Genomic DNA, 23581 nt, shown 5'->3' with positions numbered 1-23581 from the left:
GTGAAGGCTGCCGGGCTGTACCATGTGACAGCCGCGCTGTCACACTGATGCAGTGTTGCCGCCGTCCAGGTTGTACTTGGCCAGCTTGCGGTACAGCGTCATGCGCGACCAGTTCATCTGGCGCGCCGCTTCCATCTTGTTCCAGTTGGTCTGGCGCAGCACCGAGACCAACCGCTCGCGCTCATGTTCGCCGGCGGAAAAGTCCTGCACGAACAGGCGGCGAAACGCCGGCGGCAGGTCGCCCAGCCCGAACGGGCGCCCTTCCGGCGCATCGATGAACAACGCCTCGACCAGGTTGCGCAGCTCGCGCACGTTGCCCGGCCACCGGTAGTGCCGCATGCATTCGAGCAACGCCGGATCGGGCCGCCCCACCCGCATCGCACGCCGCTGGTTGTGTTCGGCGACGAAGTGATCGACGATCGACGCGATGTCCTCCGGCCGTTCCCGCAGCGGCGGTATCTCGATGCGCGCGACGTTCAGGCGATAGAACAGATCGGGGCGGAAACGGCGTTCGGCGACCAGGTCCTCCAGTCTTTCGTTGCTGGCGGCCACGATCCGGACGTCGACCGCGCGTCGGCGCAGCGAGCCGACCGGCATCACCGTGCGGTCTTCGAGCAGGCGCAGCAGCTTGGCCTGGACGGCGGGCGGCATCTCGCTGATTTCGTCGAGAAACAGCGTGCCGCCGTCGGCCTCGACGAAGCGGCCGGGAAACGCGTTCTGCGCGCTGGTGAAAGCGCCGCGCTCGTGGCCGAACATCTCGGATTCGAACAGGCTGTCGGGCACGGCGGCGCAGTTGACCGCGATGAACGGCTTGCCGGTGCGGGCGCTGAGGCGATGCACGGCGGCGGCGACGCGCTCCTTGCCGGTGCCGGTTTCGCCGGTCACCAGCACCGTCGTATCGGTCTGCGCGACCTTCGCCAGATAGCGGCGCAGGTCGGTCATCGCGGGGCTCGAGCCATGCAGCCCGAGTGACGTCGCCTGAATGCTTCCGGTCGTGCTCATGCGCGCGCCGTTCGGCTAGCAAACCGCTGACGGGTTATGCGCAGCCCCGATTTTCATCGCCACTTTCCCCCCGCTGGATATTGAGGAACAAGGCAACCATCCTCGATGGCGATTGTCGGCACGCGTTTAATTAGTACTTGGCGATGCGTATTGAATGGAATGGATAACCGCGTGTCCCGGCGCCGGCTGATAATCAGTGTAGTGTCATTATCGATATTCGTACAACCTGCCGACTACCGGCGCCTGCGCACGAAATGCCGGCCGCCAATGCGCCGGCGCAAAAAGCGAATAGGGCATTTCACGCTTTTTTCATAACGGGATCGAATGCGACGAGCCCCGACGTTTCTTCGTGAATGGCGCAGTAGATCCGCGAAACGGCACGCTGCATGGACGGGTGGCCGTCGCGTCGTATCCGGAAAGCAGCGCATCGCCGGCCCGATGTTCCGGAGCAATCGCGTTCGTACGTCTTCGTCCTGAAAATCCAGTGCCATCGGCCAGCCCCTGACTGACGCGAAGTCGGCAGAATTGTCAGGATTCCTGCACGGCAACCCCGCCTCAGAAATTGTGGGCCAATCCGATCATGAACATGTCCTGGTCCGTGTTGTTGCCGGTCGCGACACGGTTGAAGCGAAGATTCGCAGTCCAGTCCTTGGTAAATTCATAGCCGATCTGCGCGCTGAAAAGCGCAGCAAGCTTCATCCGGTCAGACGGCGCACTCTTGTCGTATGCAAGATAGGGGCCGATTCCGGCACTGAGACTCCATCTGCTCAAGATCGGCGCAACGTACCAGAATTGGGCTGCGACGCCCCTTCTGGCAGCGACGTCGTTGACGCCCTCGTAAACGAAGCTTGCCGAATATGCCCAGGCATTGCCGATCGGCCGTTTTAGTTCGACCAGGTAACCCTTCTGGATCGGAACCCTCGGCCGGTTCGTTTGCGAGGTTCCGGTCCAGACGCTCAACTGAGTCCTGCCGTCGGAAAGCGACGGATGAGGGTCGCCGCCGAATCCCGAGCCGATGCCGAACAGCACCGCATCGGATGAGTGGCCGCCCGCCATCTGAACACGGTTGTACTGCACCTTGAGGTAGATGCCATTGGGCGTGAGCTCGTAACGCAACGCAGCCGACGCGCGGATCCCGAGACGCTTTTCGTTGCGCGCCTCATCACCGACGTGTGTCGTATTCATGCTGAAATACGGGCCCGCCGCAAACTCGAGCGCCGCCCTCCCGCCAAGCGGCAAGCGCGCCGCGCCGAGCAGCGCGAAACCGTCGCGATGGTTGTCCGTCGGATGGCCTTCGTTCAGGTAGGCGACGAAAACCGACGCGTAATCGTTCAGTGCCTGGCCAAAGCCGATTTCGTAAGCGCGCCAGTGCATGTTGCCGCCCTCGCTCGCACGGCCATTACCATAAACGGCGTACGCGTCGAGTGTGCGTTGCCCCGGGCCGAGCCCACTCGACGGGCTCGGCACGCCTTCGTCGGCATTCGCAAAACCCGCAGCAGCCAAGCCAACGGCGGCGGCGAAAGCAAAACGGAAGCGAACATCAGCGTGTTTTCCCATTCCGGCACGCTCCAGCAATAACAATGGCAACAGACCAGAGGATCGGATCGCGCCGCGATCTGCAGGCGCCGGTACCCCTGACGCCTTATCGCGCTAGCCGCGAGCGTTCACGCCTGGCCACCTCTCCAACGACAGTCAGCCATTACCGCCTGGTGGCCTGTGCTGCCGGCTCGACAGCGCGCCTGATGGATGTCGAGCTTGCTTTGGGCGGCCTGGAACGCCTGTTGGCCGGTGCGTTGCCGTGTTTCGCAAAGCTCGACTGGCGGCAATCGCCAAATCCAGCGCCGCGCCGGCGGGCGCACTTTTCACGACGTCCGCCACCAGCGTCCTGACTAATCGATTCGCATTTACCGGATCGCCTTTTCCAGACACCGCGAGCAATCACGCAGCGTATGGCCGTCACGTGCCGGCGGCGAGACGCGGGCCCGCGCCAAGCGGAGTGAACTCGGCTTCAGGCCGTGGCGACGGCAGCGCGTGTACCCACGGATCGATGCCCTGCTGCTGCACTTCTTCTAGAAACGCAACGCGCGTGCTCCAGTAGCTTGCTCGCAATTTCGCATCGATGACACGCTGCTCGGCAGCGAACAATTCCATGCGAGCAGTCACCAGCATCGACGCGGCGTTTTTTTCCGGCGTCGGGGCGTGACGCATCGCCCAACGGCTGATCCAGTTCACCATGCTGCCCCCCGTGAAAACGAACGGACCCGGATCGGGCAATCGCGATCGGCCGCGCGCCTGTCTCGATGCAACGCGGCCGCCACCAAACGTCACCACCCAGGTTCCAGACGCCATCGACACCCCCTATCGATGGCGATCGCCGCGGCATGCGCGCGCGGTTTACCTATCCTATGAATACTTTCCGGTTTGCGCGATACGGGTTTGCATCCTTCGACACGTTTCATTCTTGAATCCGTGCATCGCACATGCAACTGTTCATTTCTATAAGCAATCGAATTTTTTTGCAACGGAGGAACGGGCCGCGCATCGTCGATCGTGCGCGCATTGGCATTGCGGTGGCGCATTGCCGCTGCCTGGCATGCCGCAAGGGGCTGCGATGGCGACCGTGCGGGTGCCGGGAGCCAATACCGGCGCGGCTTTTCGTTCCGGCCCTTGAGATTCGATTTCCATCGTCCGGGTGCGGACACCTAAATCGCCCCACCCCGTATCGCGCGTTATCGCACGCGCTGGCCCCACGCCGCACGAATCCCCCGCGATTCCGTCACCCCGCCCGACGCGCAGTCCGCACCGGCTCACGCGACGGCATCTCGACCGCAGATTGCATGAACCGCTGATCGACCGTCGCGGAGATGCGCTGCGCCGTTTCGCACAGCGCGACGCCGATCTGCCTGATCGACATCGCCCCGGCTTCTCCCGAGAGCGCCAGGTATGGGCAAGCGAGGATCGCGATTGCCGAGCCCGACTTGTCGACGATCGGCGTTGCGATATCCGTGATGCCGGGAATGCGCTCGTTCGGGCGGCAGATATGGCCGTCGCCCCGATGGGCCGGCAATGCGCCATCGCTGCGCCGCTGGCTCCACGACTCGACATCGTGCCCGATGTTCCGGAGCAAACGGGTTCGCACGTCTTCGTCCTGAAAAGCCAGGTACATCTCTCCCACGGCACTGCCGTGCAGCGGAACGCGCGTGCCGACCCGGACCGCGAGGTTCCATTCCGTTTCAGCGCTGGCCGTTGCGATGACAACCATCGTGTCGCCGTCGAATACCGTCAGGTAGCACGACTGGACAGTCTGCAATGCGAACTGCTGCAGGAGCGGCGTGACGAGCGCGCCGATCGATCGTGTCGGCGCATGATGCTGTCCGAGAAAATACAGCTTCATGGTCAGCGCGTAACGGTCGTAACGATCCACCCTGTAGATGTATCCCCGCTCCTCGAGCACCTGCATCATCCGATACAGTTCGCTCCGGCTGCGCTTCAGTGCGCGACAAATGTCCGCCTGCGCCATGCCGAACTGGCGATCGACGAGCAACTCGAGAATATCGAGGCCCTTCTCGAGCGCCGGCGCACGATAATGCGCTTTTTTCTTGAGCCCCGAACTGTGGGGATCAACCGGATCTTCGTTTGGATTCCGCATGTGAAACGATGCCTCTGGAATTCAGCTCACTTGAGTCACGCCGGCATGATCGCGCGCGTCATGCCGCGCTGCTGCGAATGCGGGAAAAATATCGCGGAAACCGCTCACGAAGGCCGGATCGCATGGATCACGCCGCGCAGGTTTCTGGATGACGCCTCCGTTACGCGCGGCAGCGCGGCGCGCACCTGATTGCGCAGTTGCGGAAGCGCCGACACGAACCGGTCCAGTACCGCCGCCAGATGCGTGGCGCGCATCGCGTCCTCGGGCTTCAGCAAGAAGCTCTCCGGCAGACCGAAATGACTGAAGAGCCCCTGGAACTTGTCCTGGTAGGTCAGCGCGGCGACCGGCACACCCATGCCAAGACTGGCGATCGCGAGATGCATGCGCCCGGTGACCACGCCGTCCACCTGCCCTGAAATGGCCTTCAGCTCCGCCGCCGACATCCTGGTGCGCGGGTAGCAAAGCCGCTCGCCCATCGTCACGGCCAATGCGTGATGCAGCGGCTCGAGACAGGTATCGTCGCCGTCCCGGCCGCGATAGTCGTGGGACAGCAGCACGATGCTGATCCGATGAAGCTTCGCGAGTTCGCGAATGGCTGCCTGTGCCGACGCGACCAGCGCAGCGATATCGTCGTCGCTGGCCCGGCGGATCAGCATCGGGTGAAGGTTGAATGCGATCACGACATCGCCCGCCGCGCGGCGAGACTCGGCCCACGCGGCCGTGCCCCTGACGCAATCGGACGAATCGTCCGGCTGAAGCATGAAGGCGGAATCCGCCACGAGCTCCGCGCTCGCCGAACTGAAATGCCTGAATCGATCGAGCGAAACGCCGTCGCGAACATTGACCAGCAGCCGCGCGTCGATCCGATCGAATGCATGCCGCAACGGCATGTACGGCAAGCGATTGAAGCTGAAGCCGAGAATCGTGCCGTGCACGCCGCGCCTGACCAGCAGATCCGCCGTGGCCAGCAACCTCAGCGACGTAATCGGCGAATAGTAGCCGTCCATCACGTCGGCACCGATGACGACCACCGCGCTGGGTCGCAGCGCGGCAAGCCGTTCGACCGTGTCCGTCAGGCGCCATGGCTCGTTCCATGCGTCGACCGCATGCAAACCGAGCTGCGTCGCCGCGTCTGCTGCCGCGGGCGTGGCCGTGACGACCGACACCTTCAACTCGCCGTTCCCCTGCCGCAACCGCTCGACGACCGCGCGCAGCATCGCTTCATCACCTTTCGAGCCGACCAGCGTCCACGGATCGCCCGGCAGGATCAGCAGATGGGCGCCGGACGCGCCGTCGTTTCGCGGGGCGCCCCGGGAGGCCTCGCGACGCCATTGCATCGTCAATCGCTTGACGTACAACCACACGCGAAGCCGCTGCTTCAGACCGGCCAGTTTCGACATGTTCGATTCTCCTGGGTGATTCGATGGTTTCGACGGTTTCGACGGCTGCATTCGTCAGGCCTCCGCGGCGACGGGCGGCCGCCGCCGGAGCGTCTCGCGAAGCACGCGAAGCTGCGTGTCGTGCCAGGCTCGCGCGGAATCGCGCGCCGCCGCGCCCTGGGCAATACGATGCGCGCGGTCCGTCGCGAGCCGGACGACCGCATCCGAAAAGCCCTGCGGATCGCCGTCGCGCACGACGGTCACCCCGTGCAGGTCATGCTCGCCGAGGCCACGCGCGCCCGTCCGGGTGCTGACGATGGGTACGCCGAGCGCCATGCTTTCGAGCAGCTTGATGTTGATGCCGGTGCCGAGCAGCATCGGATTGATCGAGATCGGTGCGATGGCGAATGCGTCGCCCAGCTCGGCGACGGGGCCGCGCTTGACGATATGCGGCCCGTCAGGGACGGCCGCGGCAATCGTGCCGGCGAGATGCACGCGAAACGCCGGCAGCCAGGCCACGATATGCGGCAGGATCTCGTCGACGAAGTATTTGACGGCGTCGCGATTCGGCTGGTTGTCGCTGCCGAGGAAAGTCGCGTCGGCATGCGCGGCACAGTCCACCTGTGGCGGAAACGCGAGCAGATGACTCAGTACCGCGACCGCCGGGGTGTCGCCGCTGCCAAGGCGCGCCGCCAGCAGGTCGCCTTCCTCGGCCTGGATGGCCAGCGCGACATGCGCGCGGCGCAATCCGTCGCACTCCCGTTGCGGCGGAATCGAAAACATGTAGCGCTTCGCGCCGGGGCGGCCGATGAACGGCACATGCCGATCCGCAAAGATGTCGTGCGTATCGATGACCTTGACCACCGTATCGGGAAACGCATCGAGCGCGCGCGAATAGAACACATATTCGACGAACACGGCATCGAATGCACGGCGGTGCTGCAGCGCGCGCAACTGCCCGGTAAAGCGCTCGCTGAACAATTCGTCGAGCCCCGTGTAGTACGCATGCCGGCTGCCGGCCGCTTTCGCGGCGAGACGACGCGCCAGCCAGGCCACCCGCTTGGCGCGATACAGCGCCAGCGCGAGGCCCGCGCGGCGCAATATCGACACGCGGTCGGCACCGAACTCCCGGCGATGCGCGTCAAGGTCCATGCCTCCAGTCTGGCGCGATTCCAGATAGACGAAATGCACGTCGCAGCCGAGCGATTTGACCGCCCGCGCGAGATTCAGCACGCGACTGCGATTGCCGGCATTGACGGGAAACAGCGGAATGGGCGAAACGATGGCAACTTTCATGAGACGTTCCCTTTGAGCGGAACCGACGGCAGCGTGCCGCCCGGCGCACCATGACGAATGGCGATGAAGGTGCCGACGCGCACGGACTGCCCTCGCGCGAATCCGACTCCGTGGACGTAAATGCCCTTCTCGTGATCGGCGTCGTACGCAAACGGGCCGCCCGGGACAGGCAGCCATCCGAATCGCGCATCGTCGAGCGTGCGCGCCGGCGTGTCGGTGCGCAGCGTCATCGGCGGGTAGGCGCCCACCCGCACGGCCGCAGCGTCAGCACCACCCGCAGCGCCGCCTTCCGGCACACGCACCGACGCGTAGAGATCCCAGCGCCCGTCGCGCGGCAGCTTGTCGAGCTTGAGCTGGATTGCCCAGACGCCGGAATCGCCGCGTATCGCTATCGCGGCGCCGTCGAGCGCCGCGGGGTCGGCCACCACGCGCGCGCTGTCGTAAAGATTCACGCGCGAAACATCGATCGCTCGCCAGTCGCTGTCGGCGAGGCCCGCCACGAGCGGCGGCGCGACGACGGGATGGCGGTCGAGATCGAGCAATGCGCCGAGTGCCGCGAGATTGCCGCTTTGCCGATACTGACGAACGCCCGCGGCCGAGATCGCCGCATCGAAACGCGCGCGCCGCCCGCGAATATCGAGGTCCCAGCCTTCCTGCGCGGCGCGCGCCGCGTAGCGGTCGCGCAGCGCCAGGATCACGAAATCGAGCGGCATGCGCGCCTGGCGAACGCGCGCGCTACGCACGGCATCGCCGTCGACGGCACGGGCGGCCGCATCGAAATCCCGCTCCGACTCGCGGACGAAGTCGTACGTGTACATCGACATGCCGACCGGCGTCTGTTCGGCCAGCACGTCGCCGCTCGCGCGCAGCGCGGCGTGCATGCGATCGATGTAGCGGACGACGGCCAGGGCAGCCGGGCCGTAATAGGCGTCGCAATATTCGCGCACGAGCATGCGCGGGTCCGCGGTCGGCGTCCAGAGCAGTCGGGCGATCAACCATACGCGCAGGCTCGCGAATTCGCCGCCGCGCGACTGCCAGTCGCCTTCCGCGAAGTAGCCGTCGACGCTCGGCAACGTGGCGAGCCACGCGATGCTGCGGCCGATCGGATAGAGATTCGGCGTCGGCTGGAGGTAACCGCCGAAGTTCACGACGTGATCCCACACGGTGACGTGCCGCGCGATGTCGCTCCATTTGCGCAGACCGTCGCGCAGCGATGCGTTGCGGTCCTCGTTCAGCGCGACGCCGTAGTCGACCTGGATCGTCATCGGATACACGCGAACGTAATCCGGAACCTGCATGCCGTCCGGCGGCGTGAAGCCCCAGTGATAGGCCGGCATCGCGAAACGCGCGCCGGGGATCTCCTGCCGGACCCTCGCCGCCACGTCCCGCACCATATCGAGAAACGCCGCCGACGGCGCACCGCCATGCGCGTCGGCAAACGCGCGGCTGGCTGCATCCAGATCCCAGCCCCAGTCCATGTCGCGGATGCCGAACCAGATGCGGCTCGGGTCGGGTTGCCGCTTCAGGCGCTTCGCGATCCCGGCCGCCATCGCGGCGCGGACGTCGGCCGACATCATCGCGAGTTGCCCGCCGGCATACCAGTCGGGATGCGCGGCCGCATACCGGTCACGCGGCACGAGCGTCCAGAAATCCGCATCGCCGTCCCGCGCGAGCCAGCTGCGATCCCACATGTCGATACCGGGCGGGGAAGCGCGATACGACGTGCCGTGCGACTCGCCGTTCAGCAGGTTGCGCGCGCGGAACGGCTTGTCCCCCCCTTCCGCGCTCAACACCTCCCGATACGCGAAGCGCGGAACCTGCCGGACGGGCGCCGTGTCGACGCGCAACTCGGCCTGTTGCTGCACCTCGGTCGCATCGGGCGCGAGCCACTTCACGCCGAGCTTGCGGTCGAGCCACCAGTACGCGCCGAACAGCGTGCCGCGCGGGGTGTCGCCGGCCACGACGAGGTCGTCGCCGCTGCGGCAGACGACGAAGCCGTCGCTGCCGAGCGGCGCCGCGTGTGCCGACCGGCATCGTTCCGCCGCATGCTCGCCGCCGACGACAATGGCCGGCGTCCGGTCTTGCCCGTCGTCCGACACGGCGAACGACGCGCCGCTGATCCGCGACAGGTAGTCGGCAATCTCGTCCGCCGCATGTCGCGTCACGGCATCCGTCGCACCGGCGCGAACGAGGTAGCGCGCGACGCCATCCCGCGCGAGCAGCACGCGCGGCGCCGACACCGGCGGCCTTCCGGCGACGACGTTCGCGTCGTGCGGCGGCCGCACCGGCTGCGCGCAAGCGCCGCCGCGCGCGGCCATCGCGCACAATGCGACGGCCGCGGCTCGCACGACGACACGAACCGGCGCGGCAGGCCTCATTGCCGTGCGATCCGCGAGATGCCGGGCGGCAACGACAGCGGCACGTGGAACTTGCGGTAGAACCGCCACAGGCTGCGCAGATGATGCCGCCCCGCTCGCGACACGGGGCTCGCCGCCGACTGTCGTTGATGATCGTGCACGAGCGTGACGCCCGGCATGCCGAGCACCCGATAGCCGGCCAGCCAGGTCCGCGCGCACAGATCGACATCCTCCATGTACAGGAAATACGATTCGTCCATGCCGCCGAGGGACTCGAACAGGTCGCGCCGCACGACGAATCCCGTTCCCATCACCCATTCGGCATCGAACGGGTTGCCGCACGACCATGCATCGATCATCAGGTGCTGGTCCATCCGCGCGCGAAAGCGGCCCGAGCGGCCGAGCGCGGTGCGTCGCGCGACGATGTCGAGCCAGCTGTAGAACCGTCGCGCCGAATACTGGCGCCGGCCGTCGGGGTACTGCAGGTCGAGCCCGACGAGCCCGGCCTCCGGTCGTGTCTCGAACAGCTCCAGCACTTTCGCCAGCCCGTTCTCGCTGAAACGCGTATCGGGATTGACCACCAGCACGTAGTCGCGTCGGCAGGCCGCCATGCCGAAGTTCACGCCGGAGCCGAAGCCGCGATTGCAGGCGGCGCGCAGCAGCCTGACGCCGCGCGGCAACGCGTGCCGCAACCGCGTGTACGAGTCGTCCGGCGACGCATTCTCGACGACGACGATGTCGTCGGCGAGTGCGACGCGCAACGACGTCAATGACGCCACGCATCGTATCGTCAGGTCGGGCGTGCCGTAATTGACGACGATGACGCTGATTCTTCCTTCGGTTTCCATCGTGATACCCCGCGCCGTGGTGGATTGTGTCGGCCGGTTTGCCCGGCTCTGTTCGTTGCCATGCGCGTCATGCCGACGCGCCGACCTGCTCGACGAGCCGCCAGAACGTGCGCGCCGATGTGTCCCAGTCGAACCGGCGGGTCTGCTCCCGGCCTCGCGCGACGAGCGCGTCTCGCCACACGGCCTCGGTGCCGAGCCGGCGCATGGCGGCCGCGATGTCGACGACCGACAACGGGTCGACGAGCATCGCGGCGGTACCCGCCACTTCCGGCATCGCCGACACGCTCGAAGTCAGCACGGGTACGTCGGATGCCATCGCCTCGAGGATCGGCAGGCCGAAACCTTCGTACTGCGACACGAAAGCGACGAACAGCGCACCTCGATACAGTTTCGGCATCGCATCGTTCGGCAATACCCCTGCGAACACGAGGCCGTCCGCGCATCGGTGCCGCGCGGCGTGCGCAAGCAGCGCCGGATCGGGGTCGCCGGTCAGCATCAGACGCACGCCGAGCGGCAACAGCCCGCTCGCGCCGAATGCCGCGATCAACCGGTGCAGGTTCTTGTAGTTGCGCCGGTTGCCCGGATAAAGCACGTACGGAAACGGATAGCCGAGCGTGTCGCGGTTGCGCCGGTATGCAGCGTCGGTCCCGTTGTGGATCACGTGAACGCGATCCGGCGGCATGCCCGACCAGCGGAGGAATTCGTCGCGCGTGAACTCGGACACGCAGACGATCGCGGTGCAACGCCGATACAGCGGCCGGAGCACCGTGTCGTAGTAGAAGCGGTGCGCGCGCGTGTAGAAGTGGCGATGCGTGAGGTCGTGCACCACGACGATCGACGGGAAATCGGGCAACGCGGCCGGGACGAACCCGGGATTCCAGAACACGGCGTTGCGGGCCGGCAGCCGCCTCAGCGCGCGGCTCAACGCGAGCGGCGACAGCGGGTGCGCGACACCGCCGCCGACCGGCAGCGGATCGATGCGGACGGTCGACGGCGCGCGCTCGGCATAGGCCGTCATCACGTTGTGGATGCCGGTTCCGACCGGCCAGCGCGTGTCGGCGTAGACCGTGAGGGGCGCGCGCTCGGCGCGGTCGGTGCATTCGGTCGAAGCGGCGAAGATCGTGCTCATCGTTCAATCCATCCAGCCAAGCAGTCGATGCGACGCGGCAATCCAGTAGTACTTCGCACGCCGGGGATTGCGGCGCACGCATGACAGCAGGCAGCCGGCGACAGGCCGCGCGATCATGTAAAGGACGTAGGCGAGCGGATAACGATTGATGCGCAGCACATGCCCGAACCCGCGGTTGTAGCGCCGGCCGCGCGCATAGGCCTGCTCGTCGAGCACGGCGAGCGGCTCGGGATGATGGACGCGCAGATGCGGGTCGTAGTCGATCCGGCACCCCGCCTGCAACGCGCGCACCAGAAAGTCGACTTCTTCCCCCGCTCCCCAGCGCGTGGTCGCGCCCACGCCGAGGTCCACGTCGAACTGCCCTGCCGCATGCACGGCGGACCGGCGCAGGAAGATCGTGTACGACGTCGCGCACACCCACACGTTGAAACGGTTGACGGTCTGCGCCGAGGTCGCCCATCGTCCTTGCGACGGCCGGCCCGCGGCGTCGACGCTCATGCCCGTCACGCCATCCAGCATCCGGTCGGCGGACAAGCGCGCCGCGACCGCATGGAGCGTCCCGGGCCGATACCAGCAATCGTCGTCGGGGAACCCGACCACGTCGCCCGTCACGGCCTTCAGGCCGACGTTCGTCGCCCGCGACTTGCCCTTGTCGGATCTCAGATGGACGATCGTCAGCCGGTCGCGATACCGGTCGACGATCCGCTCGACCCGGTCGTCCGGGTTCTGGTCGACGACGATCACTTCGAGGTCGGCGTAGGCCTGCCGCAGCAGCGAATCGAACATGCGCTCGATCTCGTCGCTACGGCCGAGCGTCGCCATGATGAGAGAGAATTTCATCGCGTAGGTCCGGACAGGAAAATGGATCGAGGCCGCAACACGCGCGGCGCAGCGCGCGCTTTCCGGCGTGCCGTCCGCGGAACGAACGCGAACGACGCGAGATAGCCGGCGAACAGGTATGACGTCTCGCTCTGGTGCATCGGGTTGATCAGCGACCATGCCGCGATCGGCGCGAGCAACACCATCGCGCGCCGGCCCTGGCCGAGGCCCGCAAAGAACACCGCCCATGCGAGCAGCCCGATCGGGCCGGCCACCAGCATCAGATCCAGCGGCGCGCAAAACACGGCGCTCGTGCCCTCGCCGAGCCCGCGGACGGCGACGGCCGAGTGCGAGAAGTAATGCTCGACGAAGCCGAAGCCGTGACCGATCCAGTCGCGGCCGACCAGCTTGATCGATTCCGTGAAGGCAAGCCCGCGCTCCTGTTGCAGCCGGACCTGAAGCTGGTCGCCGGTCAGTTCGCGCGTGAACATGTACAGATAGAACGCTGCCCCGGCGGCCATCGTCAGCACTTTCGCGAAGAAATAGCCGCGCACCTGCAGCAGGATCACGATCCCGCACGCGATCAGCACCGTCTTCGATTCGCTCAGCAGCGTCACGACGAGTGCGAGCGCAACGAACTTCACGACGTCGGGAATGCGGCGCGGCGACTGCAGGAAACACGCGTAGGCGGTCAGGAAGAAAAACGCCGCGAACCAGTTGCGCTCCTTGAACGAACCGTGAACCGCGTTCTGCATGAAGTCGACTTTTTCGTACAGCACCGGGACGTCGAAATACTGCAGCGCGTACTGAAACGCCAGGAACGCCGCGATCGCGACATAGCCGAACGGCAACGGCCGCGTGCGTGCCCGCGCGCCGTAATAGCGGCCGACCAGATAGAACGCCGGCATCACGAACCCGAATTTCACGATCTGCTCGGCCGCCTTGAAGCGCGGATAGCCGGACAGGAAGGTCGTCGACAGCGCGACGCCGACGAACAACGCAAAGGCCCAGATTTCCCACGCGCCGACGGGGATCCGGCGCCGCACCAGCAGCACCGGCAGCACGAGCACCGCGAACATCTGGCCCAGTTGCGCGCCGCCGATCTTCAGGAACTGGATCGAACTCAGCAGCAGCAATACGAGCAAGACCGCGTCCGCGAGATCGAAGCGCACCTGCGGCCCGATCGTCGATACGCCGGACGACGACGCACGTTGCCGCGGCACCTGCGGCGCGAGGCGGTTCATGTCCGGTTCCTCGCATCGCGCAATGCGCTCAGCATCGCCACGGTTTGCCGGGCGGCCTGACGACGCAATATCCAGGTCGCGCCGGCATAAGCGGCGCCGAAGCAAACGACCTGAAGCGGCAACCTGACGAGAGCCGATACGCCGCCGAGATACGCGCCAAGCCGCGATACGACCAGCGCGCAGACGAGCGCAATCAGATACGGCGGCACCAGCCGCCCCAGCAAGCGGCGGGGATCGATCGACAGCTCGACGACGACGGCGCCGAAGCTGAGCGGCGTGATGCACAGCACGGCGCCGACATACAGCCACGCCAGCCCCGCGACGTCGTGCGACGGCAGGCAGACCATCGCGCCCAGCACCAGGACGAGCTTGACGACCGTCAGCCACATCGCGACGTTCGGCCGGCCGCGCGCGGACAGGAATGCGCCGTTGATGAACTGGACGGTCTGAATCGCGCCGAGCCCCATCAGCGGCGTCATGATCGCGGCGCTGTCGGCCCAGCGCGCACCGAACAGCACGATCGTGATGTCGCGGCTCGACACGGCCATCAGCACGAACAGCGGCGCCGCGATCATGGCGGCCAGCCCCGTGACGTCCAGGTAGGTGGCCGCCATTTTCCCGGCGTCGTGCGCGACACGCGACAGCACCGCGAGCGCGACGTCGGTCGCGGCGCGGCACAGCAGTTCCAGCGCCGTCTGATAGAGCTTCGCCCCGATCGCGTAGATGCCCAGCCCGGCCGCGCCGTACAGCGCGACGACGATCAGGTCCACCGTTCGCGTCGCGCACCAGTCGATCAGCCTCGACGCGACGACGTGCCCGCCGAAGCGCGCAATGGGCCAGAACGTCGACGCGTTCCGGCGGCCGCGCGGCCGCCAGACCGGTCTGCGCCAGAGCCAGAGCGCGGACACCGTCATGACGGTCGCCGCCTGCGCGATCAGGCTCCACGCGCCGGCGCCCGCGATCGCCAGCGCGACCGCCACGGCGCCCGCGACGCTCACCGACACGAGTTGACGCATGGCCAGCGTCCGGAAATCCAGCCGCCGCTTGTACAGCCCCTCCTGGAACGAACTCGCCGAGCCGATCGGCACGAACGCGCACGCCACCCGCAGATACGGCGCCAGGCCGGGTACGCCCAGCCACGTTTCGACGCGCCCGGCCAGCACGAACATCACGGCCGCGAGCACGACCGCCATGCCGATCGAACACGCGAACGGCCATTCGAGGTCGTCGTCGTGGAGCGATGCGCGCTGAACCAGCGCGTCGCTGAAGCCGCCCTCGGCGATCATCAGGACCAACGACAGCGACAGCGTGACCGCAGCCGCGAGCCCGACGTCCGCCGGGCCGAGCCAGCGCGCGACCAGCAGATACGTGACGAGCGTGACGAGCTTGCCGCCCCACGCCTGCACCAGCGCCCACGCGAGGCTTCGCACCGTGCGCGCGCCGAGTCGCTCGCCGGCGCTCGACGCACGGTCGCTCGCGGCGAGCCGCGCGATGTCGCGAATCGCGGGCTCAGTACTCGGTTTCATACGCGTATTTCCCTTCGCCATACGCGCCGTAGACGGCCTGGCGCCGCGGCACGTCGTTCAGCACGACGCCGCTGATCGCGATGCCGGCGTTGCGCAGGCGACGCTCTGCCTCGCGGATCTCCGGCATCGAACTGCGGCCATGCCGGACGCACAGCAGCGTCGTCGCGCCGTGGCGGCCGATGGTCGCCGCATCGTGCAGCGCGAGGATCGGGGCCGTATCGACGATGACGATGTCGTAGAGACGCGATGCCGTGTCGAGCAGCATCTTGAAGCGGCCGTCGTTGAACAGCTCCGACGTGCGGGCGACGGCACCGCGCGCGAGCACGTCGACGCCGGCGACCGCCGATTTCTGGACGCCGCGCTCGAGCGTGCCGCTCGCGATCGCGTCGGGCAGGCCGGGCGCCGCCGGCAGCCCGAAGTGGCGATGCGACTGACCGCGGCGGATATCGGCATCGATCAGCAGCACGCGCTTGCCGCCCGACGCGAACAGCGAAGCCAGGTTCGCGCAGAGGAACGATTTGCCCGCACTGGGCTGCGGGCTCGTGACCATGATCACGTTGTGCCCCGATTCGGACATCGTGAACTGCAGCGTCGTGCGCAGGCTGCGGATCGCGTCGACGGTCACGTCCTCCGGAATTTCCGATGCGAGAACATGCGCGCCCTGTCCCGCACGCTGCTGGTTGCGCACGATACGTCGCTGCTCCCGACTATGCGGCACCACCGCATAGACCGGTACGCCCAGCACCTGCTCGAGGTGCTCCGAATGTTCGACGCGGCCCCATACCGCCCGCTGTGCGAACGGAGCGGCGATGCCAAGGGCAATCCCGACACACAACGACAGCGCGACCAGCAGCAGGCGCCTGGGCTTGACGGGTTTCACCGGCAGGACCGGCAAGTCGACGGCGCGGACATTGCCGATCTCGCTTCGCCTGGCGATCTCGAGCTGTTGCCCGGTGTTCAGCAGGTTCGTATACAGCTCGGTGTTGACGCGCACGTCGCGCAGCACGCCGAGGCCCTCCCGCTCCGTATCGGGCAACCTGGCTTCGAGCGCCTTCAGTTCCTTCGCCTTGCCCGCCAGTTCCGCCAGGTTGGCGTCGAGCGCCTGCACGGCCGGATGGCCGTCGGCGAACCGCGCGATCAGGTCGACGCGCTTTTGCTTGAGTTCGAGCGTGCGCGTCTCGATGTCCACTTCCTGGCCGAGCAGCAGCTTGCCCTGTTCGTCGAGATCGACCGTCCCCGTGCGCGCGCGAAACGCCGCGTATTTGTCCTCGGCATCCTTCAGCGCCTTCATGACGGTCGGCATGCTGCTCTTCAGCGATGCCAGCGTCGCGGCGGCCTCCTCGCTCCGGTACTCCTTGTTCTGCTGGACGTAGCCGTCGACCACGGCCCGCAGGATGTCCCGGATGCGGGTCCGGTCGTCGCCCTCGAGCGTGACGGTCAGGATGCCGGATTGCTTGGCCTTTTCCTCGACGGTCAGATCGTCCTGGAGCTGGGAGACCGCTTCGAGCTGCGGGATGCGCCTGAGCCGAAACGCCGTGCCCGGCCGGGCGTCGAGGGCGGCGACCAGCAGCGTCAGCGGCTGCGCCTTGTACTGCCCGTGCGCCGGCACGCCGACCTCGCCTTGCAGCACGACGTCGCCATCCTCGTCCCTGACCACGTAGCGTCCGCCGCCTTCGACGGTCACGTCGAACCAGAGCCCGTCCAGCGCGTCGATGCCGTCGTGGCTCTTCTTGCCGGCCGTCTCGAACGCGACGACGTCGAATCGCTCGCCGCCCCATGCAAACCGGGACAATCCCCAAAGCGGCCGCGCCACGCCGTCGTCCCGATAGCGACGGGCGACCCAGCGGCCGATCAACGGGAAATAGCGCGGTTCGGCGATGAGGTTCAGATGCTGCTTCGTGACGACCGAGTCGATCACCATGCGCGCGCGCACGAGTTCGAGCTCGGCCGCGGTCGTGCTCCCGTTGTCGAGCAACGCCGCGATGTCGTGCAGCGGCGAATTGCCCGCCGCGGTCGATTCGTTGACCTGGATCGTCGCGTCGACACGATAGACCGGCGTCGCGAATGCGACATACAGCAGCCCCAGCAGGAACACGCCGGCCGCAATGCCCAGCACCATGCGCCACCGGGCCAGCACGATGTCGACGTAGGACGAAAGGGGCGCATCGTCGTACAACGCCGCGTCGTACAGCCGTGCTTCGGAAAGGTCTGTCATCGCAAATCCAGTGTCGATCGGGTTCCGGCGGTTCATTTCGCGACCAGCGCGCCGGTCATGCCGGCATTGATGGCGGGCAACAGCAGCGACAGCACGCGGCTGAGCCGGACGAGGCCGTTGCCGTCGACATAAACGACATCCTTCGGCGCCAGCCTGAAGTCGTTCGCGAGCACCATGGCGACCGGCGACTTCGCGTCGAGATGAAACACGTCGGGGGTACTCGAGCCGCGCCCGCGAATCACGTAGACCTGCGCCGTGTCGGCGGTGCCGCTGTTGAAGCTGCCGGCTTGCTGCAACGCATCGCCGAGCGTCAACGAGCCGTCGCGAAGCGGCAGCGCGAGCGTCGGCTTCGCGACCTCGCCCATCACGAACGCACCGTTGTCCTCGCGCGACTGCACGCGCAGCACGTCCCGGTTGCGCAACAGGATGCGGGCCGGATCGATGCGTCGTGCGACGAGCCGGGACAGGTTCAGCACGTAATGCTCGTCGCCGCGCAGCAGCTCGATGCGGCTCCGATCGGCCGTCGGCTGAAGGCCGCCCGCGCGATCGATCGCCTCGATCAGCGTCATCGGCACGTCGTTGATCGGCTGGACGCCCGGATTGCGCACCTCGCCTTCGACGTAGACCTGCTGGCTGCGGTACGACGTGACGCGCACGGTGACCTGCGGGTCGCGGAAGGTTTTCGTCAACGCGACGCGGAACGCATCGCGCACCTCGGTCGTCGTCCTGCCCGAGACCGCGAGCGTGCCGACATAGGGAAACTGCACGCTGCCGGTTTCATCGACGACGAAGCCGCCGACGGGGTCGCTCTGCCGTTGTGTCGACGACGACTGATTCGTCGGCGCCGCCGCCGAAAGTTCGGGGTGATCCCACACCGTGATCTGCAACACGTCGCCGGCGCCGATCCGATAGCCGCCCTTCGTGCGCTCGCGCAACAGCGCGTCGACGTGCCCGGCCGCGTCGCTGTCGTCGCGCATCGATTGCAGCAGGTTGACGTCGATTTCCCGGATCGGCACATCGAGCGACTGCGCCGGTTCGCCGTTGCGCGCGCTGGCCACCGGCAATTCCTGCGAGCCGGTCATCCGCATGCCGGGTGCGACGGCGCATGCCGTCAGGAACATGGACAGCACGAGCGGGGCCAGCGCGCGGCCCCATCTGCTTCCTGTCGATATACCGTCGAATGATTTGCCCATTGCTGCCTCGTCTGTCGCGCCATCGTCGATTCCGACCGTGGCACCGTGCTCACGGATGTGTTCATTTCGCCGCGTGACGGTTCGGCCTGCTTCGCCCTCAGCCGCACCGCCCGGTCGATCACCATGACGAACGGGACCAGGGCGGCTCCATGCCCGGCCAGTCGTCTGTCGCGTTGTCGTTCCCGCCGCGCGGCCGAATCGGGACGCGTGCCGCGCCGCGCGTGCGATGTGCCGCCGGCATGCCCAGCGCGTCGATCGACAACGCCCGCATCTGCCGCTCGATCGGCAGCGGCGCGTAGTTGCCGACCGCCGGCGCCGCGACGCCCGACGCGACCGCCGGCTTTGCGATCGATCCGCGCCGCGGATTCGAGGTCTGGGACGCGGTATCCGCGAGCCCCGCGATCCACCGCGGCGCATTCGTCGAAGGGCGCGCCGCCGGCGCATTGCCGTGCGCAGCCGATGCACACGACAGGCCGATGAGCATCGCGAGTCGACCGACATGGCGTCGCATCAGCAGTGCCCCCGTGCGGCAGCTGCGGGAATCCGCACGATCCAGTGCGCCACCGCGCGCTCGATGTGACGCGCCACGGCATCGAACACGTCCGCCGACTTGCCGACCGGATCCGCGATATCGCATTTCGCGGCATGGTCGAGCTGGAAGACGCGACCGCGCGCGAACGGGTAACGGCGCTCGATCTCGCGACACTGCACGAGCGTCATCGCGAGGATCAGTTGCGATGCACGCACGTGGCCGAGATGCACCGGTTGCGCGATATGCGACGTGAGGTCGAAGCCGCGTTCGCGCATCACGTCGATCGCAGCCTGTGCGGCGGGCCGGCCCGCCAGCGCGATCAGTCCCGCGCAACGCACCTGCACGGACGGCAGCGCGCGTGCCAGCATCGCGCTCGCCATCGGGCTGCGGCATGCGTTGCCGTCGCAGACGACCAGAATGCGTTCGATCATGGCCGGGCTCAGTAGGCGTTCGGATGGACGAAACCCTTCAGCACCGTGGCGGCGACAATCTTCATGTCGAGCCCGAAGGACCAGTTGCGCAGGTAATAGAGGTCGTGCTGGACACGGCCTACCATCTTGTCGAGGTGATCCGTCTCGCCGCGATAGCCGTTGACCTGCGCCCATCCGGTGATGCCCGGCTTGATCCGGTAACGATGGATGTATCCCTCGACGAGCGGCCGGTACAGATCGTCGTGCTCGATGGCGTGCGGTCTCGGCCCCACGACCGACATGTCGCCGCGCAGCACGTTGAAGAACTGCGGCAGCTCGTCGAGGCTGGTGCGACGCAGGAACGCGCCGACGCGCGTGATGCGCGCATCGCCCCGGGTCGCCTGGCGCACGACGCCGGCCTGTTCGGCATGCACGCGCATCGTGCGGAACTTGTAGATCCTGAACACCCGGCCATCGGCGCCTTTCCGGTACTGCGTAAACAACACCGGGCCCGGGGACGACAGCTTGACCGCCAGCGCGATCAGGCCGAGCAGCGGCGCCAGCGCGACGAGCGCTGCTGCCGCGAATACCCGGTCGAACAGCGCCTTCTGCATCAACGCGTGATGCGACATCGGCGATGCAACGAGGTTGATTGCCGGCATGCCGACGAGATCCATCATCGTTCCGCCGAGCAGCGCGATGCTGCACATGTCCGGCATGAAGCGGATATTGATCAGATCGTCGCCGAACGTCTTCAGCACGCGCCGGATCGTCCGTTCCTCGGAGATCGGCAACGCGAGCCAGATTTCCGTCGCGGCTTCGGCACGCACTGCCGCGGCGAATTCGGTGAAATCCGCGATCGCCGGGATGATGCCGCTGGACGATCCCGCGGGATCGTGGAGCACGACCGGGCGAAACCCGCTTGCCGGGGACAGCGCAAGCGTTTCGATCACACGCACGGCATGCGCGCCGTGTCCGACGATCGCCACCTTGCGAAGATTCAGGCCCGCATGCCTGACGCGCGCGAGCATCGTATAGGCGGCCACGCGGATGACGACGAATCCGCATCCCGCGATCGCCGTCCAGTAGACGAACCACAGCCGCGACACCTGATCGGCGCGATGCATCGCGAACAGCAGCACGAGGTTGCAAGCCTGCACGGCGACCCATGCGGCGCTGATGCGGCTGATCATCGCGATCCACGACCGCCCGCGCCAGGACTGATACACCTGACATGCCGGAAAGACGGCGAGCGTCAGCATCGCGACGAACGGGACGACCATCGCGTCCGGCCGGCCGAGCGTATCGTCATCGAACCGCACGTGCGATGCTGCAGCCGCCCCCAGCACCACCACGAGTGCATCGAGCAGGCGCGCGATAATCGACTGAAATCCGAACATGGATATTCTCCAGGCGGCGCACGATGGCGCCGTATTTGCGGTCAAACGCGCCCGTATGCGTCGTCGAAGCGCACGATGTCGTCTTCGCCGAGATAGCTGCCGGTCTGCACTTCGATGATTTCCAGCGGCATCCGCCCCGGGTTTTCGAGGCGGTGTCGCACGCCGATCGGGATGTAGGTCGATTCGTTTTCGCCGAGCAGGAATCGCTCGTCGCCGCGCGTGACGGTTGCGGTGCCTTTCACGACAGTCCAGTGCTCGGCGCGGTGATGGTGCATCTGCAACGACAGTCGCGCGCCGGGGTCCACCACGATTCGCTTGACCTGGAAACGTTCGCCGCGGTCGACCGAGTCGTACCAGCCCCACGGACGCCGCACGAGCCGGTGCGCCTCGGCTTCCGCGCCATGCCCGGCCTTGATTCTGGATACGAGCGACCTGACGCCCTGAACGTGCTGCCGGCCGACGACCAGAACGGCGTCGGGGGTCTCCACCACCGCGACGTTACCGACGCCGACGCACGCGACCAGTCGGCCTTCGGAATGGGCATAGCACGCGGTCGCGTCCTCGAACATCACTCGCCCACGCCCGGCGTTGCCGTCCTGGTCCTTGTCGAGCGCAGCCCAGACGGCGTCCCACGACCCGAGATCGGACCAGCCTGCATCCAGCGGAACCGCAACGGCCACCGGCGGTTCAGCCATGAAGCTCAGCCGTTCCATGACCGCGTAGTCGATCGAATCCGACGGGCACGTGGCGAATGGTTCCGGGGCCGGGTGAAAACAACCGCCTTCGGCATTGCCATCGCGGATCGCGGCGACGCACGCAGCGTGAATTTTCGGCGCCAGCTCCTCGATGGCGCGCAGCCAGACACTCGCCCGGACAACATAGATTCCGCTGTTCCACAAATGGGATCCTGACGCGACGTATTGCGCCGCGACTTCCGGTGACGGCTTCTCGACGAACGCATCGAGCCGGTAACCGCCATCGGCATCGTCCAATGCAAGCGGCAAGCCGGTACGCAGATAGCCGAAACCGGAATCGGCATGCGTCGGCCGGACGCCGAGCGTCGCGACGCACCCACGCTGCGCGTAGCGCAACGCCGTTTCCATCGCGCGTTCGAACCCGGACGTGTCGTGAATGACGTGATCGGCCGGCATCACGACCAGTACGGCGTCCTCGTGCTCGGCCCGCGCAAGTGCGGCCGCGAGGGTCATGGCAGGCGCCGTATCGCGACGCGCCGGCTCGACGACCACGCGTGCGCGAAGATCGCTCGCCGCGAGTTGCCGCACCGTGATGTGCCGATGCGCGTCGCCGCACACGACCTGCGCAGGTGCCATCTCGAATTTCGACCCGAGCCCGCTTACCCTTCGCAGCGTCGATTCGAGCAGCGTTTCCTCGCCAACGAGGTGCGTCAGTTGTTTCGGGTGCTGCTCGCGGGACATGGGCCACAGCCTGGTTCCAGCCCCGCCCGCCAGGACCACCGGCACGACCGCCCTCGCGGCGACGTGACTGCGATCCTGCGCCCCCGGCTCGGCACCGCGCGAAGTTTCGACGAACTCGAATGTGCTCATTTCATCTATCCCCCAGCATCCGCTTTTCCCGCCCGCAATCGACCGCCGGCGCCATCCGGCCGCCCGTGCTTCGCGCCGACGGAGCTTTCCCGCCCGACACCGGACATGCTCCGCCCTCGGTCTCCCGATGCATCGACACATTCATCCCGGGCATCGATCTTCTGTCGATGAACCGATCTGTAAATTCGGATTCCTATATGAAATCGAATGCGTCTCGATCGAACGAACGAGTCAGTTCACGCCAGGAATCCGGACGACCGACGAACCGCCGGTTGCTTACGCGCCCCCGCGCCGTTTCATCGCCTCCGCAAGGAAGCGACACCACGGTTCGGCAGGGCAATGGAAATGCCGCGTCCGAGCCATCCCGACTGGATAGCCCAATGGACGCAATTTATCGATTGAATTTCCGGAATCGACTGCTTCGCCCCTGCGTCGCGTCCGGATATCGGAGTGTGGATGTGATTCATGGTTGGTCTAACGTTATGGTATTAACTACTTCGGCACATAACGATTGACGCACGATCCGTGCCATCGAGGCGCGCTTTCTTGTTGCAACGCGGAAAATCCTCAATAAACCAATGACCTATGTCCAGGATTTAAAAGGTATGAATAATTGGAAATAGTCCTGTGCAACGTTTGCGCAACTGCAACGTTCGCGGACGTTACGTAACGCCACGCCGTAACGCATCTGACATGAGCGCCATCCTGAAGGTGCAGATTGCTGCCATAGGAAGGGTCAGTGCGCAGCCCGGTGGCGACACGATGCGGGCGCATGAGCAGGATCAACACGAGTAATTTCTCGAAGCAAGGTCGGGCGTCGAGCGATCGGTTACCGGAAATAGGGGGTAAACATATGCACTTTCTTCATCGCTTTCGGCCGAGTTTTTTTATGCGTTCTCCGTTTATACCGACAGCGACGCAATAACCGCCGTGCTGGCGGCCCGCTTTACGGAAAACCCATCCTGCGCCAATTGCTTCGGATACGGCGCGTTCGTTCCGGTTTTCGGACAGGTACGT

At 66.3% G+C, this 23581-nt stretch carries 18 protein-coding genes; all 18 read right to left on the bottom strand.

Annotated features, from left to right (window positions below; genetic code table 11):
* Window positions 1–39: 39 nt before the first annotated feature.
* A complete protein-coding gene (locus tag AC3WLY_RS07650; RefSeq protein ID WP_111021046.1) occupies window positions 40–1002 on the bottom strand; it encodes a sigma-54 interaction domain-containing protein in 963 nt (320 codons plus the stop codon).
* Between the two features lie 555 nt (window positions 1003–1557).
* Window positions 1558–2559, bottom strand: coding sequence for a hypothetical protein (locus tag AC3WLY_RS07645; protein ID WP_175964025.1), 1002 nt, complete (start codon window positions 2557–2559; stop codon window positions 1558–1560).
* Window positions 2560–2958: 399 nt separating this feature from the next.
* Window positions 2959–3237, bottom strand: a complete 279-nt coding sequence (locus AC3WLY_RS07640; protein WP_492309707.1) for a hypothetical protein — start codon at window positions 3235–3237, stop codon at window positions 2959–2961.
* 541 nt (window positions 3238–3778) lie between these two features.
* Entirely contained in the window at window positions 3779–4651 is an 873-nt protein-coding gene (locus AC3WLY_RS07635) for an IclR family transcriptional regulator (RefSeq protein WP_492309706.1), read from the bottom strand.
* A gap of 104 nt (window positions 4652–4755) precedes the next feature.
* Window positions 4756–6051, bottom strand: a complete 1296-nt coding sequence (locus AC3WLY_RS07630; protein ID WP_492309705.1) for a polysaccharide pyruvyl transferase family protein — start codon at window positions 6049–6051, stop codon at window positions 4756–4758.
* 54 nt (window positions 6052–6105) lie between these two features.
* Complete coding sequence (locus AC3WLY_RS07625) at window positions 6106–6813, bottom strand: glycosyltransferase family 4 protein (RefSeq protein WP_492309746.1); 708 nt, start codon at window positions 6811–6813, stop codon at window positions 6106–6108.
* A gap of 509 nt (window positions 6814–7322) precedes the next feature.
* Window positions 7323–9704, bottom strand: a complete 2382-nt coding sequence (locus AC3WLY_RS07620) for a DUF4838 domain-containing protein (protein ID WP_492309704.1) — start codon at window positions 9702–9704, stop codon at window positions 7323–7325.
* Window positions 9701–10531: a glycosyltransferase family 2 protein gene (locus AC3WLY_RS07615; RefSeq protein WP_175964022.1), complete on the bottom strand. Its 831-nt coding sequence runs from the start codon at window positions 10529–10531 to the stop codon at window positions 9701–9703. Before AC3WLY_RS07615 ends, AC3WLY_RS07620 begins: the two co-directional genes overlap by 4 nt.
* A gap of 67 nt (window positions 10532–10598) precedes the next feature.
* Window positions 10599–11660 (bottom strand): glycosyltransferase family 4 protein, encoded by a 1062-nt coding sequence (locus tag AC3WLY_RS07610; protein ID WP_492309703.1) that lies wholly within the window; start codon window positions 11658–11660, stop codon window positions 10599–10601.
* Window positions 11661–11663: 3 nt separating this feature from the next.
* On the bottom strand, window positions 11664–12500 hold the full coding sequence (locus AC3WLY_RS07605; protein WP_492309702.1) for a glycosyltransferase family 2 protein: 837 nt from the start codon (window positions 12498–12500) through the stop codon (window positions 11664–11666).
* On the bottom strand, window positions 12497–13723 hold the full coding sequence (locus AC3WLY_RS07600) for a hypothetical protein (RefSeq protein ID WP_492309701.1): 1227 nt from the start codon (window positions 13721–13723) through the stop codon (window positions 12497–12499). Before AC3WLY_RS07600 ends, AC3WLY_RS07605 begins: the two co-directional genes overlap by 4 nt.
* Window positions 13720–15249 (bottom strand): oligosaccharide flippase family protein, encoded by a 1530-nt coding sequence (locus tag AC3WLY_RS07595; protein ID WP_492309700.1) that lies wholly within the window; start codon window positions 15247–15249, stop codon window positions 13720–13722. The genes AC3WLY_RS07600 and AC3WLY_RS07595 overlap by 4 nt, the downstream gene beginning before the upstream one ends.
* Window positions 15233–17464, bottom strand: a complete 2232-nt coding sequence (locus AC3WLY_RS07590) for a polysaccharide biosynthesis tyrosine autokinase (RefSeq protein WP_492309699.1) — start codon at window positions 17462–17464, stop codon at window positions 15233–15235. Before AC3WLY_RS07590 ends, AC3WLY_RS07595 begins: the two co-directional genes overlap by 17 nt.
* Window positions 17465–17496: 32 nt before the next feature.
* Entirely contained in the window at window positions 17497–18657 is a 1161-nt protein-coding gene (locus AC3WLY_RS07585; RefSeq protein WP_492309698.1) for a polysaccharide biosynthesis/export family protein, read from the bottom strand.
* A gap of 118 nt (window positions 18658–18775) precedes the next feature.
* Window positions 18776–19168: a hypothetical protein gene (locus AC3WLY_RS07580; protein ID WP_492332660.1), complete on the bottom strand. Its 393-nt coding sequence runs from the start codon at window positions 19166–19168 to the stop codon at window positions 18776–18778.
* The gene (locus tag AC3WLY_RS07575; RefSeq protein ID WP_425133233.1) at window positions 19168–19620 is read right to left on the bottom strand and encodes an arsenate reductase/protein-tyrosine-phosphatase family protein; all 453 of its coding nucleotides are present in this window, start codon (window positions 19618–19620) and stop codon (window positions 19168–19170) included. The genes AC3WLY_RS07580 and AC3WLY_RS07575 overlap by 1 nt, the downstream gene beginning before the upstream one ends.
* An 8-nt stretch (window positions 19621–19628) precedes the next feature.
* Window positions 19629–20999 carry an undecaprenyl-phosphate glucose phosphotransferase gene (locus AC3WLY_RS07570; protein ID WP_175964014.1) on the bottom strand — a complete coding sequence of 457 codons (1371 nt, stop codon included), beginning with the start codon at window positions 20997–20999 and terminating at the stop codon, window positions 19629–19631.
* Window positions 21000–21040: 41 nt separating this feature from the next.
* Window positions 21041–22564: a mannose-1-phosphate guanylyltransferase/mannose-6-phosphate isomerase gene (locus AC3WLY_RS07565; protein WP_492309745.1), complete on the bottom strand. Its 1524-nt coding sequence runs from the start codon at window positions 22562–22564 to the stop codon at window positions 21041–21043.
* Window positions 22565–23581: the final 1017 nt, after the last annotated feature.

Source organism: Burkholderia sp. FW306-1C-G01B, assembly GCF_058781685.1.
This window is presented reverse-complemented; position numbering and strand designations above follow the sequence as displayed.